Annotated in this window: 10 protein-coding genes and 1 pseudogene; 5 read left to right on the top strand and 6 right to left on the bottom strand. The window is 48.8% G+C overall.

The features are described from left to right. Positions 1-9: 9 nt before the first annotated feature. Entirely contained in the window at positions 10-756 is a 747-nt protein-coding gene (locus tag ACXX82_RS02185) for a pseudouridine synthase (protein ID WP_322239606.1), read from the top strand. A gap of 140 nt (positions 757-896) precedes the next feature. On the opposite strand, the gene ACXX82_RS02190 is transcribed toward ACXX82_RS02185, so the two are convergent. Further along, positions 897-1,367 carry a cyanophycin metabolism-associated DUF1854 family protein gene (locus tag ACXX82_RS02190; protein ID WP_322239608.1) on the bottom strand — a complete coding sequence of 157 codons (471 nt, stop codon included), beginning with the start codon at positions 1,365-1,367 and terminating at the stop codon, positions 897-899. A gap of 13 nt (positions 1,368-1,380) precedes the next feature. Beyond that, entirely contained in the window at positions 1,381-3,642 is a 2,262-nt protein-coding gene (locus ACXX82_RS02195; RefSeq protein ID WP_416186891.1) for a cyanophycin metabolism-associated ABC transporter, read from the bottom strand. 356 nt (positions 3,643-3,998) lie between these two features. On the opposite strand from ACXX82_RS02195, the gene ACXX82_RS02200 reads away from it, so the two are divergent. Together ACXX82_RS02200 and cphA are read left to right on the top strand one after the other, a co-directional pair. Further along, positions 3,999-6,197, top strand: coding sequence for a cyanophycin synthetase (locus ACXX82_RS02200; RefSeq protein ID WP_322239612.1), 2,199 nt, complete (start codon positions 3,999-4,001; stop codon positions 6,195-6,197). A gap of 191 nt (positions 6,198-6,388) precedes the next feature. Beyond that, positions 6,389-8,959: a cyanophycin synthetase gene (gene cphA / locus ACXX82_RS02205; protein WP_322239614.1), complete on the top strand. Its 2,571-nt coding sequence runs from the start codon at positions 6,389-6,391 to the stop codon at positions 8,957-8,959. Between the two features lie 203 nt (positions 8,960-9,162). On the opposite strand, the gene def is transcribed toward cphA, so the two are convergent. Further along, on the bottom strand, positions 9,163-9,699 hold the full coding sequence (gene def, locus ACXX82_RS02210; protein ID WP_322239616.1) for a peptide deformylase: 537 nt from the start codon (positions 9,697-9,699) through the stop codon (positions 9,163-9,165). A 361-nt stretch (positions 9,700-10,060) separates the two neighbouring features. Here def and ACXX82_RS02215 point away from each other — a divergent pair, with 361 nt between their 5' ends. Together ACXX82_RS02215 and ACXX82_RS02220 are read left to right on the top strand one after the other, a co-directional pair. Beyond that, positions 10,061-11,164, top strand: coding sequence for a hypothetical protein (locus tag ACXX82_RS02215; protein WP_458562307.1), 1,104 nt, complete (start codon positions 10,061-10,063; stop codon positions 11,162-11,164). Positions 11,165-11,372: 208 nt separating this feature from the next. Continuing rightward, the gene (locus ACXX82_RS02220; RefSeq protein WP_458562308.1) at positions 11,373-11,750 is read left to right on the top strand and encodes a hypothetical protein; all 378 of its coding nucleotides are present in this window, start codon (positions 11,373-11,375) and stop codon (positions 11,748-11,750) included. 705 nt (positions 11,751-12,455) lie between these two features. Here ACXX82_RS02220 and galU read toward each other — a convergent pair. The 3 genes and pseudogenes from galU to ACXX82_RS02235 form a co-directional block, all read right to left on the bottom strand. Then, positions 12,456-13,331, bottom strand: coding sequence for a UTP--glucose-1-phosphate uridylyltransferase GalU (gene galU / locus ACXX82_RS02225; protein ID WP_322239622.1), 876 nt, complete (start codon positions 13,329-13,331; stop codon positions 12,456-12,458). Positions 13,332-13,642: 311 nt separating this feature from the next. Next, positions 13,643-15,841, bottom strand: a complete 2,199-nt coding sequence (gene ligA, locus ACXX82_RS02230; RefSeq protein WP_322239624.1) for an NAD-dependent DNA ligase LigA — start codon at positions 15,839-15,841, stop codon at positions 13,643-13,645. A 390-nt stretch (positions 15,842-16,231) separates the two neighbouring features. After that, positions 16,232-17,800 (bottom strand): annotated as a pseudogene (locus ACXX82_RS02235) (FGGY-family carbohydrate kinase). Positions 17,801-17,816: the final 16 nt, after the last annotated feature.

Genomic DNA, 17,816 nt, shown 5'->3' on the forward strand with positions numbered 1-17,816 from the left:
TGCATCTTTATGACTGAACCGTTACGCCTTTCCAAACGCATGTCCGAACTCGGCCTGTGCTCACGCCGCGAAGCCGATGAATGGATCGCCCGTGGCTGGGTGCGTGTAGATGGCATCATTATCTCTGAGCTTGGCAGCAAAGTACTTCCACATCAACACGTCACAGTAGAGCGCCAGGCCAGCGCCGAACAGGCAAAGCGCGTCACTATATTGATCAACAAACCAATGGGTTATGTCAGTGGTCAGGCCGAAGATGGCTACAAGCCAGCTGTCGTTCTGGTCAACGGTGCCAGTCGTTGGAAAGAAGATAAATCCGTGCAGGAATTTCACGGTAGTCAATTGCGTCATCTGGTTCCTGCTGGTCGGCTGGATATTGATTCCGTTGGTTTACTGGTTTTGACGCAGGACGGTCGAATTGCCAAGGAACTGATTGGCGAAGACTCGTCCATCGATAAAGAGTATCTGGTTCGCGTCCAATATCCGCATGGTGCAAAGTTGCCTGACAGCGATCTGCGGCGACTTAATTTTGGCCTTTCTCTGGATGGCAAGCCGCTAAAACGGGCCATCGTCAAATGGCAAAACGAAGATCAACTGAGCTTTACGCTACGAGAAGGTAAAAAAAGGCAAATTCGTCGCATGTGCGAACTTGTCGGCCTGAAGGTAACGGGATTGAAGCGAATCCGAATCGGCAAAATCACGCTTGGAGATTTGCCGACAGGAGAATGGCGTTATCTGAATCTTGACGAAAGTTTCTAAAGGGCAAGTCACATTCTATTGCAGAATGTGCTTTCCCTGAATATCAAACTTCGAGCGGTATAGTGACAGCGAAAGCATAATCTCAAAGAAAGCGACGTTTTCAAACGTCCGCTTTTCAGGAAAAAAATAGCCAAATAAATTTATAAAAATCGATCTAAAATTTTACGGCTTACTTTATCCAGAGCGTGCATATCCCTGATCACAAAATGTACGCCGTGGTTATCCGCGATAAGCAAGGATGCGCCAACTAGTCGACGGATATCTTCCTCGCCCTTTAACGTAAAAATAGCGTCACCTCGGTTCGTTGTTACAGTCCAGCTACTCGGCGTTGAATAGCTCGATACATGTTGAATGCGTGTGATTTCAGGCATAAACTCGCGACTTGCCAACTCGTGCTCGACCATTGCGCGGGAATCATCCGGCAAATCACTTAAATGATCGATCCATGCAAGCTCCTGCCCATTCGCGGCCACAATTGACAGGCCTTCGTCGGCTGCGCTAATCGGAAACGCCCGCACTGGCAAAACGCCCTGATAGACTTCACCCTCGGCCGCAGTAAATACCAGTCGGCCAAACGCATTCAGACTCAATCGAAAATCATGCAGTGTCATTTTTATTGTCATCTTAATCGATAGTCTCAGGAATTTTACCGGTAATGCTATTCCAGTTTTCCAATTCCGGTTCCTCATCAACGTTGCGTAATTGGGCCTGATACAGGCGGTAATATGCACCTTCACTCGCCATCAGTTCATCATGATTACCGACCTCAACGATCTCCCCACGATCCATTACTACGAGTCGATCTGCTTTTCGTAACGTTGACAGACGATGCGCAATAGCGATGGTCGTACGGCCTTGCACCAGATTATCCAGTGCCTTCTGAATCTCTTTTTCAGTACTTGTATCGACGGACGAAGTCGCTTCGTCCATGATTAAGATACGCGGATCAATCAACAAGGCGCGCGCAATCGAAATACGCTGGCGCTCACCGCCTGACAGCGCCTGACCCCGTTCGCCGACCAGAGAATCGTAACCTTGTGGTAAACGCAAAATAAATTCATGCGCATGCGCGGCGCGGGCTGCGGCCACCACTTCTTTGCGGGTCGCCTCGGGCTTGCCATAAGAGATATTGTCAGCGATGGTTCCGAAGAAAAGAAATGGTTCTTGCAGGACGAGACCGATATTGCGACGATATTCGGCAATAGGCAAGGCCCGAATATCCACGCCATCGATCCTGATCGCACCTTCGGAGACATCATAAAAGCGACAAATCAGATTGACCAGCGTGCTTTTTCCTGAGCCACTATGTCCAACCAAGCCGATCATCTCGCCCGGTTTAATGGACAAATTCACCCCCCGCATCACCGACCGATTACCGTAGCGGAAGCCGATATCACGCAGTTCAATGGCGCCTTGAACATTCTCAAGATGCACCGGATTGGCTGGTTCGGGAACGCTCGAGACGTGATCGAGAATTTCAAAAATGCGCTTAGCACCGGCGGCGGCTTTTTGTGTCACCGAGACAATTCGGCTCATCGAATCCAAACGCGTATAAAAACGACCAATATAAGCGAGGAAAGCCACCAAAACACCCACGGTTATCTGATTTTGTGAGACTTGCCAAATACCGAAGGCCCACACCACCAACAACCCTATTTCGGTCAGAAAGGTAACCGTTGGAGTAAATAACGACCAGATTTTATTGACCCTATCGTTGACCAGCAAATTATGCCGGTTGGCTTCCTTGAACCGTGAAGCCTCGCGTTTTTCCTGAGCGAACGCTTTAACTACTCGTATTCCTGGAATCGTGTCGGCCAGAACATTGGTCACTTCCGACCAGATACGGTCTATTTTTTCAAAGCCGTGACGCAAGCGGTCACGTACCAAATGGATCATCCAGGCAATAAATGGTAACGGCAGAAGCGTAACCAACGCCAACCAAGGGTTAATCGAGATCAAAATCGCTGCGGTCATCAGCATCATCAACACATCAATCGCGAAATCGAGCAAATGCAACGATAAAAAGACACAAATACGATCAGACTCAGATCCGATACGCGCCATTAAATCACCAGTGCGTTTTCCACCGAAGTATTCTTGCGATAAACGCAACAAATGTTCGTAGGTCGACGTGCGTAAATCCGCACCAATACGCTCACTGACAATCGCTAAAATATAAGTCCGCGCCCAACCCAGTGTCCATGCCACCAAAGCAGAACCCAACAAACCGGCCATATACAGTCGAACGAGGCCGACGTCGATTGGCTTGCCATTTTGATATGGGATAAGAATATTATCCATTAACGGCAACGTCAGATACGGCGGCACGAGGGTCGCGGCGGTCGATGCCAGCGTTAGCAAAAAGCCAAATATCAAAGACCATTTGTAAGGCTTGGCAAATCGCACCAACCGAAACAAGGCCCAGCGCGATGATACTGCGCCCTTTTTTTCTGGACAGATTGCACACGAATCCTCACCCGGCGGCAGTGGAGCCTGACATTGGGCGCACACTCCTTCATCCAGATGATGTACCGGTTGCCCAGACAAATATGCTTCTAGTTGCTGCTCAAAATGGTTGATCAATCGCAAAGCAATGACATTCAATCCCAGCGTGTAGCGCCAGCATGCCAACCGTTTTTGTGGATCGATGAGTTCAAGGCTTCCTATCCCTGCGTGATCGAAGTGACGTAACGACAGTCCATCTGAGTAAAGCCATTGTCCCCACTCTATGTCGCCTGACATTTTGGCCAATACACGACGATCAGTCACAACCACCAAACCACGCGTAAAATGTAATGCGGAATCGATATCCACTTCTAACCAAGCAGCGATCTTTTCTTCGGGCGCTAGTTGTGGTGCGACCTCCACACTCCAACGATCGGGCATAGATTGCATGATATTTTTGGAATGTAAAATCGAGCTAAGGTGTTCGCTTGTCATCTGAACCGCATGGTACATCCCTTAGTAGGATGAAATGGAATGAGTGGAATGTTGCTTATTCGCTTTTGATAAGCAACAATAACGTCACATTTTGTGTGATGTTTGATGCAATGAATCAATTACGGTGGCATATCATTTAATAGACAACTATTATTCTGCCGTATTTTAAGGGTTTTCATAAGCTGATTGCGATCAATAGACATTATTTATTTTTTATTTTGTGTAAACCATTTAACACTTAAAGCGTTAAAACCAATTGGGTATTTCTGCAGCGTGCGATCCCATGGCCTTCCTAGATACTCATGAAAAACATAGAATTTCTCCGAATTACGTCCCTACGCGGACCAAATATATGGACGTATCGTTCAGCGCTAGAAGCTTGGATCGATATCGGAGAACTGGAAGATTGCCCTTCCAACGTCATTCCAGGCTTTAACCAGCGTCTGACAAGCTGGTTACCGTCGTTGATCGAACATCGTTGCAGCTACGGCGAACGTGGTGGTTTTGTGCAGCGCCTGACTGACGGCACCTGGCCCGGTCATATTTTGGAACATGTCACTTTAGAATTGCAAAATTTAGCCGGTTTACCGGGCGGTTTTGGCAAAGCGCGTGAAACATCCAAGCGCGGCGTTTATAAAGTGGTCGTCCGCGCACGTCACGAACAAGTCACTCGCGCCGCTCTATACGCCGCACGCGATCTTGTGATGGCAGCGATTGAAGATCGTCCATTTGACGTTTCCGCCCAGATCACCATCTTACGAGAAATGGTTGATTCGCTATGTCTTGGGCCAAGCACCGCCTGTATAGTTGATGCAGCCGATCAACGCCGCATTCCTTCGTTGCGACTGTCAACCGGCAATCTGGTACAGCTTGGTCATGGCGCGCGCCAAAGACGCATCTGGACCGCAGAGACGGATCAAACCAGCGCCATCGCAGAAAGTATTTCACGCGACAAAGATCTGACCAAAAGCTTGTTGCAAGCTTGCGGCGTGCCGATTCCGGAAGGACGCCTGGTCGACAGCGCCGAAGATGCATGGCTGGCCGCTGAAGATATCGGGTTGCCTGTCGTGGTCAAACCCACCGATGCTAACCACGGTCGTGGCGTTTTCATCGACTTAAATACCCGCGCCGAAGTCGAAACCGCCTACGCTGTTGCGCTGGAGGAAGGTAGCAGTGTCATCGTCGAGCGTTTTGTGCGAGGCAACGAACATCGCCTGCTGATTGTTGGCGGCAAGTTGGCCGCTGCCACACGCGGCGAACCGCTGTCAGTGACTGGTGACGGCAAATCAACTATCAGCGAACTAATCGACAGTCAGTTAAATAGCGATCCCCGACGCGGCGATTTGGAAGAGCATCCCCTTAATCCGATCATTTTGGATCAAGAACCTATCATCAGAATGGAGCTGGAACGTCAGGGTTATTCCTCCACCACGATTCCACCTGAAGATAAGCAAGTACTCATTCAGCGCACCGGCAACGTATCAATCGACGTCACTGCAAAAGTTCATCCTAGTGTCATCGCTGCGGCATCACTGGCAGCACGCATTATCGGTCTGGATATCGCTGGCGTCGATTTGGTGGCAGAAGATATATCCCAACCCCTGGAAAAACAACGCGGTGCGATTGTCGAAGTCAATGCTGGACCAGGGCTGTTGATGCATCTGAAGCCAGCCGAAGGCGAGCCGCAACCGGTCGGACAAGCCATCATTAATCACCTGTTCTCAGGTGAAGAAAATGGTCGCATTCCAATAGTTGGTGTCGCTGGTACGCATGGCAAAACTGTGGTTTCTCACTTGATCGCTCGTCTGCTGAATCTGAATGGACAGCATACCGGCCTGGCATGCAGCGATGGCCTTTACTTCAACAATCAACAAGTTGAGAAAAGTAATTGCGCGCATTGGACCGGCGCGCATCGGGTATTGCTTAATCGTGCGGTAGAAGCTGCCGTATTCGAAAATGGCGGCACGACTATATTAGCCGAAGGGTTGGCCTACGATCGTTGTCAAGTCGGTGTGGTGACTAACATCGCCGCAAATGACCAACTACCTGAATACTATATTGACGATGCAGAGCAAATGGCAAAGGTACTTCGGACCCAGGTCGATATTGTCCTGCCGACCGGCGTTGCCGTTCTGAACGCGGCAGACCGTTTAGTGGTTCCAATGGCAGAGTTGTGCGATGGCGAAGTTATTTTCTTTGGTATCGATCAAACGCTACCGGTGATCACCGAACATCTGGCCCAAGACAAACGCGCCGTATTCGTTCGTCAAGGACAAATCATACTGGCAAGCGGCAAGGATGAAATCATGTTGGCGCGTGTCGCTACCATCCCATTGACTGCCGACGGTCAACCGACCTTTCAGACAGAAAATGTATTGGCAGCAGTCGCAGCAACCTGGGCCCTTGGTATTTCGGTGGATTTGATTCGTGCGTGCATCGAGACCTTTAATATGGAACAAGTTGTGCCACATGCCAAATCACGAAAAAAACAATTGGCGTAATCAATTCACCAGCACACGTAAATATGTTGTGTAAGAAATATAAGAGCATGATGTGATGTTGCGGTGATTGATTTGGCATTGCCCTCAAACCAAGACATTTTATGTTTGGATTGTCAGGATTTACATTTGGCAACCCACATTAGTACCCATTAAAATTGGTCTAACAGACCAAAAAATCAGGAAACTTGTTAATGGACGTATCACGTATCCGAATTCTACGCGGCCCAAATTTATGGAGCCGCCACACAGCGATTGAAGCAATCGTGTCTTGCGCTGAAGCAGAGCGATCGATTGCCGGAATGGTCGGTTTCGAGACTCGGCTGCGCGCTCGCTTCCCCCATATCGGGTTCCTTGAATCGACTGGCAGCGACGACAAGATTTCAATGGCACACGCGCTGGAAAGTGCCGCGCTTGGTCTGCAATCGCAAGCCGGTTGCCCTGTCACGTTCAGTCGGACCGTTCAAGCCTTGGAATCCGGTGTTTATCAAGTTATCGTTGAATACACCGAAGAAGCAGTCGGCAAACTGGCTTTTGAATTAGCCCAAGCTTTATGCAATGCCGCCGCCAACAATCAGCCATTCGACTTGGCCGATGCATTGGCCCGTTTGCGAGACCTCGACGAGGACGTGCGTTTGGGGCCAAGTACCGGTTCGATCGTTGAAGCTGCGATAGCCCGAGGTGTACCATTCCGTCGCCTCACCGATGGTAGCATGGTGCAATTTGGCTGGGGTAGCCGCCAACGTCGTATTCAGGCAGCAGAAACCAGCGCTACTAGCGCGATTGCAGAATCGATCGCGCAGGACAAAGAACTCACCAAGATGCTGCTTAACGCGGCGGGTGTTCCTGTCCCGCAAGGCCGCGTTGTTTCAAACGCTGCCGATGCATGGGACGTTGCGCAAGAAATCGCCAGCCCGGTTGTGGTCAAGCCACGCGACGGTAATCAGGGAAAAGGCGTCGCCGTCAATATCAACACGCGCGAGCAGGTCTTCGCTGCCTTCGATGTCGCCGCAAAAATCTGTTCGGATGTCATCGTTGAGCGCTATCTGCCAGGACACGACTTTCGCTTACTCGTGGTCGGCAAAGAAATGGTTGCTGCCGCCAGACGCGATCCGCCGCTCGTTATAGGCGATGGGGTCCACACTGTTCGTGAACTGGTCGACAAAGTTAACAGCGATCCCTTGCGCGGTGACGGTCATGCGACGCCCCTCACCAAAATTCGCTTCGACACCATCGCTTTGGCAACACTAGCCAAGCAAAATTACCAGGCTGATACTATCCCGCCAACAGGCGTGCGTGTAGTTTTACGCAACAACGCCAATCTGAGCACTGGCGGCACCGCCACCGACGTTACCAATGACGTCCATCCACAAATGGCTGCGCGCGCGGTCGCCGCAGCGCAAATGGTAGGGTTGGATATTTGTGGTGTTGATGTCGTCTGTAACAGCGTCCACAAGCCACTGGAAGATCAAGAAGGCGGCATCGTTGAAGTAAATGCTGCACCAGGCCTGCGCATGCACATCAGCCCTTCCTACGGCAAAGGCCGCGCGGTCGGCAAGGCCATTATCGCAACCATGTTCAGCGCCCATGACGATGGTCGTATTCCATTAGTCGCAGTTGCCGGAACTAACGGCAAAACCACCACCGTGCGCCTTATCGCTCACCTGCTAAGTTGCAAAGGCCTGCGTGTCGGCATGACCAACTCAGATGGCGTGTATATCGAAAAGCAGCGCATTGATACCGGCGATTGCAGCGGTCCGCGTAGCGCTCGCAACGTCCTGATGCACCCTGACGTCGATGCAGCGGTATTCGAAACCGCCCGCGGTGGCGTCTTACGTGAGGGCCTTGGCTTTGATCGCTGTAACGTCGCCGTTATTACCAATATCGGCATGGGCGATCATCTTGGCCTGAGTTTTATCAGCACAGTGGAAGACCTTGCCGTAGTCAAACGCGTGATTGTTGAAAACGTCGCCCCTAACGGTGTTGCAGTATTAAATGCCGGTGATCCGATGGTCACTAACATGGCGAAAGTGTGCCCAGGTTCCGTCACCTTTTTTGCCCATGATAATAGCAACCCGGTGATGACGACGCATCGCGCACAAGGTAATCGCGTGGTCTATCTGGATGGTACAGATATCGTCGCGGCCCAAGGTACTAACGAAGTGCGCCTGCCATTGGCTGAGATTCCATTAACCCGCAACGGTGCTATTCGTTTTCAGATCGAAAATGTGATGGCAGCAACCGCAGCAGCGTGGGCTTTAAAACTCGATTGGGAAATCATTCGGACCGGACTGCGCACATTTATCAATGATCCAGCTACCGTACCAGGCCGTTTCAATGTATTCGACTATCGCGGTGCAACGGTGATCGCTGACTACGGTCACAATCCGGATGCGATTGTCGCGCTGGTTCAGGCGGTTGAAAACATGCCCGCGAAACGCCGTTCTGTTGTCATTAGCGGTGCAGGTGATCGTCGTGATGAGGATATCCGCCAGCAAACCCAATTGCTGGGTGACGCTTTCGATGAAGTCATCCTTTATCAAGATCAGTGTCAACGTGGGCGCGCCGATGGTGAAGTATTGGCGCTGCTGCGAGATGGCTTAAAAAATGCGCGCCGTACCACCGCCACCCAAGAAATTAATGGTGAATTCATTGCTATCGACACTGCACTGTCAACATTAGGTGAAGGTGACTTGTGCCTGATTCTCGTAGATCAGGTCGAGGAAGCGCTGGAACATATTGCAAAGCGAATTGCCGAGGGATAGATACTGACATCCTCGACTGATAAAAAAACGGGCTAACCTTATCGAAAGGTTAGCCCGTTTTTTTAGTGCTTAAACTTGTTAAGTAATGATAACTTCATCATTTCAAACAACCCTTTAATACATAACAATGATGCTTATGACGTGATTATCAACTTAAATTGGCCATGATCCTACAAAATGACATCTTGTACGTCAGAGTTTCGTCAGTCGTCATCATCCGGATCTAACTCTGGAAACAACACAGAAGTATAGCCAAAAAGTGCTAAATCCTTGATCCGCATTGGATACAAAACGCCATCTAAATGATCACACTCGTGCTGAACAACCCGCGCATGAAATGCATCAACCGTGCGACTAATCGGGGCACCGTACTGATCGACACCTTCGTAATGCAAATTAGTCCAACGCGGCACCACGCCGCGCATCCCTGGCACTGACAAGCAACCTTCCCAGGCGTCATCGGTGATATCTGACAAGGGCCGCAACACCGGGTTGATCAACACTGTCTCGGGTACTGGCTCAGCCTCAGGATAGCGGACACTATTTTTAAAACCAAAAATAACGATGCGTAAGTTGACGCCGATTTGCGGTGCGGCCAAACCAGCACCATTTGCCGCATGCATGGTGTCAAACATATCGGCGATCAGCGCTTCTAGCTCGGGGGTATTAAAGTCGGTGACCGGTTCTGCTTTCAACAGCAGACGCGGATCACCCATTTTTAGAATTTCACGAACGCTCATAGAATCAATCGAGAAGCAGAGTATTGGAAGGACCTTATTTTAACCTCAGTTCAGTGAGATTCGAAAGTAATGAAATATTCCTTTGAAACTACATTCTCGGTTTACAGCACGATTGGTTTGCAGCACAGCCGAGCATACCTTCAGCTTCACCTTCCCAATACCGTCCTGCTATCGGTTTTGGAAGCGTGATGTCAATTTATGTTTTCTTCGTATTAATGTTCCGATAAATTTTTCAACTTCCGTATCTAAGTCGTTTCCCTAAGCACTGCGCGTGCGCTCGTAATTTTGCACTAAATTCTTGTATCTTGCGTTTTGGCAGCTATCTGGGAACGACTTTTTTAATATTTTTTATCGGATCAATATGCATCGCAATATAAGTAGTAAATTTTCTCAATTTCCGGGTTCTTTTCTCTTTCGAATTCTTACAATTTTTTGCCTGTCTGCGACACTGCATGCGGCGCCGCTCAATCCGCCGAAAACTGATAAACCTTTTGAATTTTCCCTATCCGGATTTTCTAAAGATATTCCTGAACCTTACACGCTCTATCGCGATGGGCAATTCGTTAAACATGGACTTACCGATAAAGCGGGAAAGGGTTACATTAAAAATTATATTAAAACGAGTTGTTACGTCATTCTATTGAGCAATGACCAACGTCTAAAAGTGAATCCAAAGGGAAAAGAGTGCAACGAATATAAATTACCGATCGATATTGAAGATGATGCTGCGACAAAAGCAAAAAAAGAAACAGATAAATTACGCGAAGAAGAAATGCAGAACGATTATAAGAAGCAAGCTGCTGCCAACGATGATGAGCTAGCCTGGTTAGGAAAATTACCACCTATCTGGTCAAGTGAGGTTTTTGAAGAGCGAACTTCAAAATTATTTGAAAAAATGGGCATTGATATGGATGTCGGCACCATTGATCTGAATCAGTTCGAATGCAAAAATCCCGCTCAGATTGGCGACATTCCTGACATGGACGCGGTGAACGAGTTTTTGGAAGCAACTATTGCAACACTCTCAGATCCACATTCTAAGAAGGGAAAATATTATGCAAAAAATATTAATACCATCTGGAGGAATCTAGTATCAGCTGCGGCAAAAGGGAATTGGTTGGCACGCGTACAAATTTATCGACTATTAGGTAGAAAGCACCACGATAAAATGAGCTACCTTGAACGGTATCGTCTATTGCAGGTAACGGAATGGTTGCAAGAGAAAAAAATTGGCTCACTTTATGGTTTATTCGGGGTTGCTCTGGAAGCGACTGGATTCTCGGACAATGGTTTTTTGGATCGATTCTCTGCAATGAAAGGTAGCTACGGATCGCAATACGTATTAGGTACTTCGCTGCTTAGTGACCCAGATCCTAAGCTGCAAGAAACAGGAAAAAGGATGATAAATTGTGCCCGCTCTGCCCTACCTGCATTTGCAAAGCTATATAAGCCTGCGCCCAAATAGGGTTGGACTTTTGGGCATTGATCACCGACTCGCACAGCGCAACGTGGCTCAGTCGGATGACGCCGATGTAAGCCTAATTGCATTCACATAAATTCTGCCTAATCTCAAAAAAAATATGACCATAAAAGCATACCAGCACACTCGAAGCTTATGGAAGGGGGCTCTCATATCACCGTTGATAGTTCCCTTGTGTATGTGCATTTACCTCGTGGCCTTCTTTATAGGATGTACAGATGAAGTGTCTATTGCAGTCTTCTATGATTTGCGGCTAGCGCTATTTGCTATCATGTGCATTGGCGGCTTTTTCACTTACTCCATCACCTTTGTATTGGTTGTGCCGATGGCTCTATGGCTGCGGCGAAAACAGGCCCTATCGTCAGTGCGCCTGTGCATCTGGTGCGCTGCGCTCGGGCCTGTGACATTGTTCCTTTATGCACGACTACTAAACGGATCTTCTGCAGAAATTAACTATGAAGAAGTCCTTTTCGGTATTGGGTTCGGTCTGTGCTCGGGTATTGTTTTTTGTGCGGCTTCGGGCGTGAGGCTGCTGGCCCGCCATTCTCAAAAAAATCAAGACGCAGCATGAATTACCCCGGTCAGCGGTGCATGGCGCGCCAACTGCGACGTGTCACACCCGCACGTGAACTTTGTTCACGCACATCGCGATCGCATCCGCTATTTTGAGGAAGACAAACCATTGTGGTGGGGCTTCATGCATGAGTAAAAGGAAAATGATCCGCGCCTGGTTTAGACCCTGTTGAAGACCAAACCTGCTTGGGTAGAAGCCGGGACGTTGCACCAGAAAACTGATCCTTTGGTGTGGGATTACCGGTTTAGTCCCGTTTGATATAACCGCGTTTTAAAAACAGATTCGGTTTTTTCCTGCTGCCATTTTTTGAGGGCTTAAATCGGGGTTTTTCCATCAATCGCCGGTTGCGGGATATGGTGGATGGTAGAACCCATGCAGTTTATCTCCCCATGAGAGCAGTGTCCGGTTCAAGATTATTGCACCGAAAACTGCTAATCAGGGCATCTAAGCGCGCCTTTGCTCTGAAGTAAGGCCAACTACGAATCGGGATATGATTGCACGGTACTAAACAGCTAGTCTGTAACACAGCCACTTGTTTTTTCCACGCATCTGATCGGAAATATCTTAAAGAAAGTTTTTTTCATGAGATTTTTTTTGAAACCCTCACGGCAGTCCACGCTGACCTGCTCCGCATTATGTAGAGAAGCGCTTGTGAGAATCACAGGCGCAATACTTCAGGGTTTAGAAGGTGCCGAAGGAAATTTACTGAAATTGTTTCAGATATTCAGCGAACTCAGGACCGGTTTCATGGTGCTTGAGGCCCATTGCCAACGTTGCTTTCAGATAGCCTAATTTCGAACCACAATCGTAGCGCTGACCAGCGTAGCGGTATGCTAATACCTTTTCTTTTTCCATCAATGCCGCAATACCATCGGTTAATTGAATTTCACCGCCAGCGCCCTTACCCGTCGCTTCCAGACAGTCGAAAATACCATTCGTCAGTACGTATCTTCCGACGACCGCCAATGTAGACGGTGCATCCGCAGGAAGTGGCTTTTCAACGATACTATTTACGCGTTCCAAATTTGGTTTAAAAGAGTCAATACTGACGATCCCGTATTGTTTAGTGTCCGCGCGCGGCACATCCTGCACTGCCAATACGCTACTACCCTCTTGCTCAAACACGTCGGTCATTTGCGCTAATACCGAGCGCTGGCCCGCGTCGACATCCATAAAGTCATCTGCCAACAATACCGCAAACGGCTCATCACCAATGACAGGGCGTGCGCACAGTACCGCGTGCCCAAGACCCAACGGTGCCGATTGACGGATAAAAATACAATTTACGTGCTTAGGAATAACATTACGCACCAGATCCAGCAGCCTGATTTTTCCGGCTGCTTCCAATTCACTTTCAAGTTCATACACGGTATCGAAGTGATCTTCAATCGCTCGTTTGTTCCGACCGGTAATAAATACCATATCAGTAATACCCGCAGCGACAGCCTCCTCAACAGCGTACTGAATTAAAGGTTTATCGACAATCGGAAGCATTTCTTTCGGCTGCGCTTTGGTGGCTGGCAAAAAACGGCTACCCAACCCGGCTACCGGGAATACTGCTTTTCTAATTTTTGTCATGATCGCTTTCTAAAAGAGTGCGTAAATCAATTTATGCGGAGGCTGTTCGATGAAGTCTTCCGCGTTACTAAGCTTGGACAAAGCTTGCCCTGTATCAGCGTGCCTTAAACCCTTGACGACGAAACTGGCCATTCTCGCTAGTGTCCAGCTCCTCTGAACGCGTTCAGCTAGGATTGCTTTTCAGAATAAATTTCCATTTAACTAAGAATTTGACTTGGTTTTCGCCGGGAGGTTCGCAAAACAATTTATCCAATTGATCAAAGACTGTAGCCCAGTGCCTTGATTATGCGTCAATTATTGTCTGTATAACATTAAAAAAGAGGAGTTTGAATGTTAATTAGTTCCAGCCATTGCACCTCGGTCAGTATCGTCAGATTAAGTTCACGCGCTTTCTTTTCTTTTGAACCCGCGCTTGCACCGACAATTACAAAGTCGGTTTTTTTAGATACCGATCCTGCGACATTGGCGCCCAATGCTTCTGCTTGGGCTTTCGCTTCGTTACGACTCATCGTGTCCAGATTTCCTGTAAAAACAACTGTTTTTCCAGAAACGGCAGAAAGCGCGGAAGGGCGCTCGAAATCTATAACAGTAACAAGTGGCTCTGCGGATGCTTGATTGCCGGTCAGCGCGTCAAGCACCTCACTGTTATGCGGTTCAGCAATAAAACCAAGGATGTCATTCACCATACTTTCTCCCAACCCATTGATTGAGAGTAAGTTGGCGTAGGCTTCCGAATCGGGATTTTGCGCAGCATCCATAGATTTGCGCCACTCATCCAGTGACAAATAATGTTTAGCAAGCAGGCGAGCGGTGGCCTGTCCCACCTGATGTATTCCCAAGCCGTATATAAATCGATCCAGAGAAATGACTTTAGCGCGCTGGATTGCAGCAAACAATTTCGCCGCAGATGTATCACCCCAACCTTCCCACAAACGTAGCGGCGGTAGCGAGCGGCCATCTTTGTCGCTCTTGCCATCCCGATCTTCCAAAGTGAAGATATCAACTGGCGTTTTAATCAGCCCTCGTTCATAAAAAAGTGCAATATTCTTCTCGCCCAAGCCCTCGATATCAAATGCATCCCGAGATGCGAAGTGCTTCAAACGCTCAATTACTTGCGCGGCACACACTAATCCACCAGTGCAAAAACTCCCTGCATCACCGTCCTCTCTCACCACCAGGCTATCGCACACAGGGCAATGCGTCGGAAAAATATAGGGAATGCTGCTTTCAGGACGTGCGTCTTGCACCACGCCAATGATCTGGGGAATTACATCACCCGCGCGTTGAATAATCACCGTATCACCGACACGTACATCTTTACGTTGAATCTCATCTGCGTTATGCAAGGTTGCTCTCTGCACGAGGACGCCACCAACACTAATGGGTGCCAAATGGGCAACTGGTGTGATTTTTCCTGAGCGCCCAACCTGGCACTCAATTGCATTGATTACCGTTTGCGCACGTTCCGGAGCAAATTTCCAAGCAGTTGCCCATCGTGGCGATCTGCTGACGAAACCAAGCCTGTTTTGCCAATCAAGGCGATTAACCTTGAGAACAATCCCGTCAATTGAAAATCCAAGCGATGAGCGCTTGCGTTCAATATCTTCATAGTAAGTGACAAGCGCACTCAGTGAGGTTTCAGTCACCTCCACCAGACGGCTTGGTTCGTTCAGCGCAAAGCCCCAGGTTTTAAACTTGGCGCGCGCTTCCCATTGCGTGCCAGCGAAAGCTTCTGAAATTTCACCCCAAGTGTAGGCGTAGAAACGCAGCGGTCGCTTGGCGGCGATGCTTGCGTCTAGCTGACGCATACTCCCGGCGGCGGCATTGCGTGGATTCGCAAAGATTTTTCCACCGACCACTTCTTGTTCAGCGTTAAGTTTTAGGAAACCATCATCGGTCATGTAGACTTCGCCGCGGACCTCCAAAATTGCAGGCCAACCATCACCATGTAACTTCTTTGGTATATCGCTAATGGTCTTGACGTTGGCGGTAATATCTTCGCCCACGCCACCACTTCCCCGCGTGGCCCCAGAAACCAGTATTCCGTTCTCGTAACGTAATGAACAAGACAAACCATCAATCTTTGGCTCACAATCGATCTCAACGATGACGTCTGAGTCTTTGAGTTCGCGGAGAAAATTTCGAACTCCGTCGAGCCAGCCTTGTATATCGTCTTCGACAAAGGCATTATCCAACGACAACATCGGTACACGATGGATGACTTTCTTAAATCCTTTAGCTGGCTCAGCCCCTACTTTTTGCGACGGACTATCAGAGCGTATCAACTCGGGAAAGCGGGCTTCAATGGCGTTATTACGCTGCCGCAACGCGTCATATTCAGCGTCACTTACTTCCGGCGCATCTTCTGCATGATAGAGATTATCGTGATGAGCAAGCAGATCCGCGAGCTCGGTAAGCTCAGACGCAGCTTCCTGTGCTTCCAACTGCTGCACCGGTGTATCAAAGTTTGAAGTACGACTTAACGTACGATTTTGTGCTAATTTTGTCATTGTGTCCGTCCCGAGCGCCAGAAATCCTGTATTAAATATTGCATACTTTGTTATGGCCGTTGCTCTATTTCTAATACCTTTAAGTATACAGGCGAGCGCAACAAAAAGCTTTTGCAATACGAGATAACTAGGGACGTGGCCAACTATGACGTTGGTGTCGATCTTACGCAACATGACCTTGATAGTGCAGAGGCGCTAATAACGGAAAGATGAAGAGTAGGATTTCTTATTATTATTTTTTGTAGTTTTTGATTATTGCATTCAAGTGCAGCTGGGATTGGGCTTTTTATGCACTACTGGTGCAACTAACGGTCCCACGATTTTTTTGGGCGCACATGAGAATCTGCTGATTTCTTTGCTTACCGCAGATTCAAGTATTTTAGTTTCACCTTATACGCACGTGTCCCCGTCAAACCCGCCCGCATAATCGCTCTGAAGTCTGTGCATTATCGGTTTCAATGCGGGATAAAGGTCAACATAAAGCGCATATGCCTTGCGATAAATCTGACTATCCGTTGGATTAGGTATAGTTCGGGAAACCAGCGTCACCCAACCTTTTTCCGCCGTTTGGTTATCCACCAATCCAACACCAACAGCCGCAAGCAGCGCCGCTCCCAAAGCAGCTTCTACATTCTGTTCAATGGTGTAGACGGGATAACCAGTAACGTCGGCAATGATTTGCATCCATAAATCGGAATGCGCAGCGCCGCCGACCACAATCAGTTTGGCATCGAGAGACTGTGCTCCTTTTGCACCTGCCTCAATATTATGTTTGAGGGCGAAACTGACGCCCTCCAATACGGCCCGATAAAGATGTGCTCGTGTATGAAACAGGCTTAGACCGACGAAAGCACCACTGGCCTTTGCATCCCAGATTGGGCTGCGCTCTCCCATCAAGTAAGGCAAAAATAGGATTCCGTCCGATCCCGCAGGAATCTGTTTCGTCTTTTCTTCCAGAATTTGATGGACATCGCCAGCCTCCACATACTTTGCCGCCTCAATCTCCGTCTGACAAAATGTATCCCGAAACCAACTTACGGAAGCGCCAGCCGTAATTGCACCACCAAAGATATAAAGATCTTTTTAGCTGTTGTGGACGTGCGGCATGCTAATCAGGCCGTGACGCGCATCGACTTGCTGATTAATATAGCCCCAACACATACTGGTGCCGATCATGGCCACATGATTTCCTGCCCGAGTCACGCCCGCTGCAAAGGTCGCAACAGCTGCGTCAACACCGCCCGCCACAACTGGTGTGCCGGCGGCAAGCCCAAGACACGCAGCCAGTTCAGACCGCAATCCACCCACCACATCGCTGGAATCGACCAGACGCGGCGGCATCATTGCAAGAGGAATACCGAATTCAGCCAGCAGTTCTTTCGACCAGGCGCGTGCTCGCACATCATAGATACCGCCAATGTTCCCAGCCGAACTATGATCAATCGCCACTTCTCCACATAGCAAGTAGTTAACATAGCTATTTGGCGGAAGAAACAAATGCGTCCGTTGCCACACATCCGGGCGATTATTCTTTATCCACAGCATCTTGGTAAAGCCATAGTAACTATCAACCGAATTGCCAGTGATATCGAATAGTCGCTCCTGATCGATTGTTTCCTTAATCCACTTAACTTCTTCATTGGCGCGTCGATCCATCCAGATAAGACACGGATGCAGTGGTTTCATCCACGCATCAACCGGGATGCCCGCACCGCCGTATAAACTACTGACGCAGACCGCTTTGATCTGTTCAGCGGGTAACCCACTTTTTTCTACTACCTGCTTGATGCACTCCATGACCGCCTCGCACCAGACCGAAGGCCATTGCTCGGCCCAAAGCGGTTTTGGCGTATCCAGTTGATAGCCCGTGGCGTGCTGAGCAATAATCCGACCAGCGCTATCAACCAGCAATGCCTTGGTACTTTGAGTACCTATATCGACGCCAATAACGTAATCCATGCGGTAATCCATGCGA

This window comes from Glaciimonas sp. GNP009, assembly GCF_054343755.1.

Excerpts from the sequence above, each read along its gene's own strand:
- ACXX82_RS02185 (WP_322239606.1), top strand. The coding sequence starts at position 10 with ATGACTGAACCGTTACGCCTTTCCAAACGCATGTCCGAACTCGGCCTG.
- ACXX82_RS02190 (WP_322239608.1), bottom strand. The coding sequence starts at position 1,367 with ATGACACTGCATGATTTTCGATTGAGTCTGAATGCGTTTGGCCGACTG.
- ACXX82_RS02195 (WP_416186891.1), bottom strand. The coding sequence starts at position 3,642 with ATGCCCGATCGTTGGAGTGTGGAGGTCGCACCACAACTAGCGCCCGAA.
- ACXX82_RS02200 (WP_322239612.1), top strand. The coding sequence starts at position 3,999 with ATGAAAAACATAGAATTTCTCCGAATTACGTCCCTACGCGGACCAAAT.
- cphA (WP_322239614.1), top strand. The coding sequence starts at position 6,389 with ATGGACGTATCACGTATCCGAATTCTACGCGGCCCAAATTTATGGAGC.
- def (WP_322239616.1), bottom strand. The coding sequence starts at position 9,699 with ATGAGCGTTCGTGAAATTCTAAAAATGGGTGATCCGCGTCTGCTGTTG.
- ACXX82_RS02215 (WP_458562307.1), top strand. The coding sequence starts at position 10,061 with ATGCATCGCAATATAAGTAGTAAATTTTCTCAATTTCCGGGTTCTTTT.
- galU (WP_322239622.1), bottom strand. The coding sequence starts at position 13,331 with ATGACAAAAATTAGAAAAGCAGTATTCCCGGTAGCCGGGTTGGGTAGC.
- ligA (WP_322239624.1), bottom strand. The coding sequence starts at position 15,841 with ATGACAAAATTAGCACAAAATCGTACGTTAAGTCGTACTTCAAACTTT.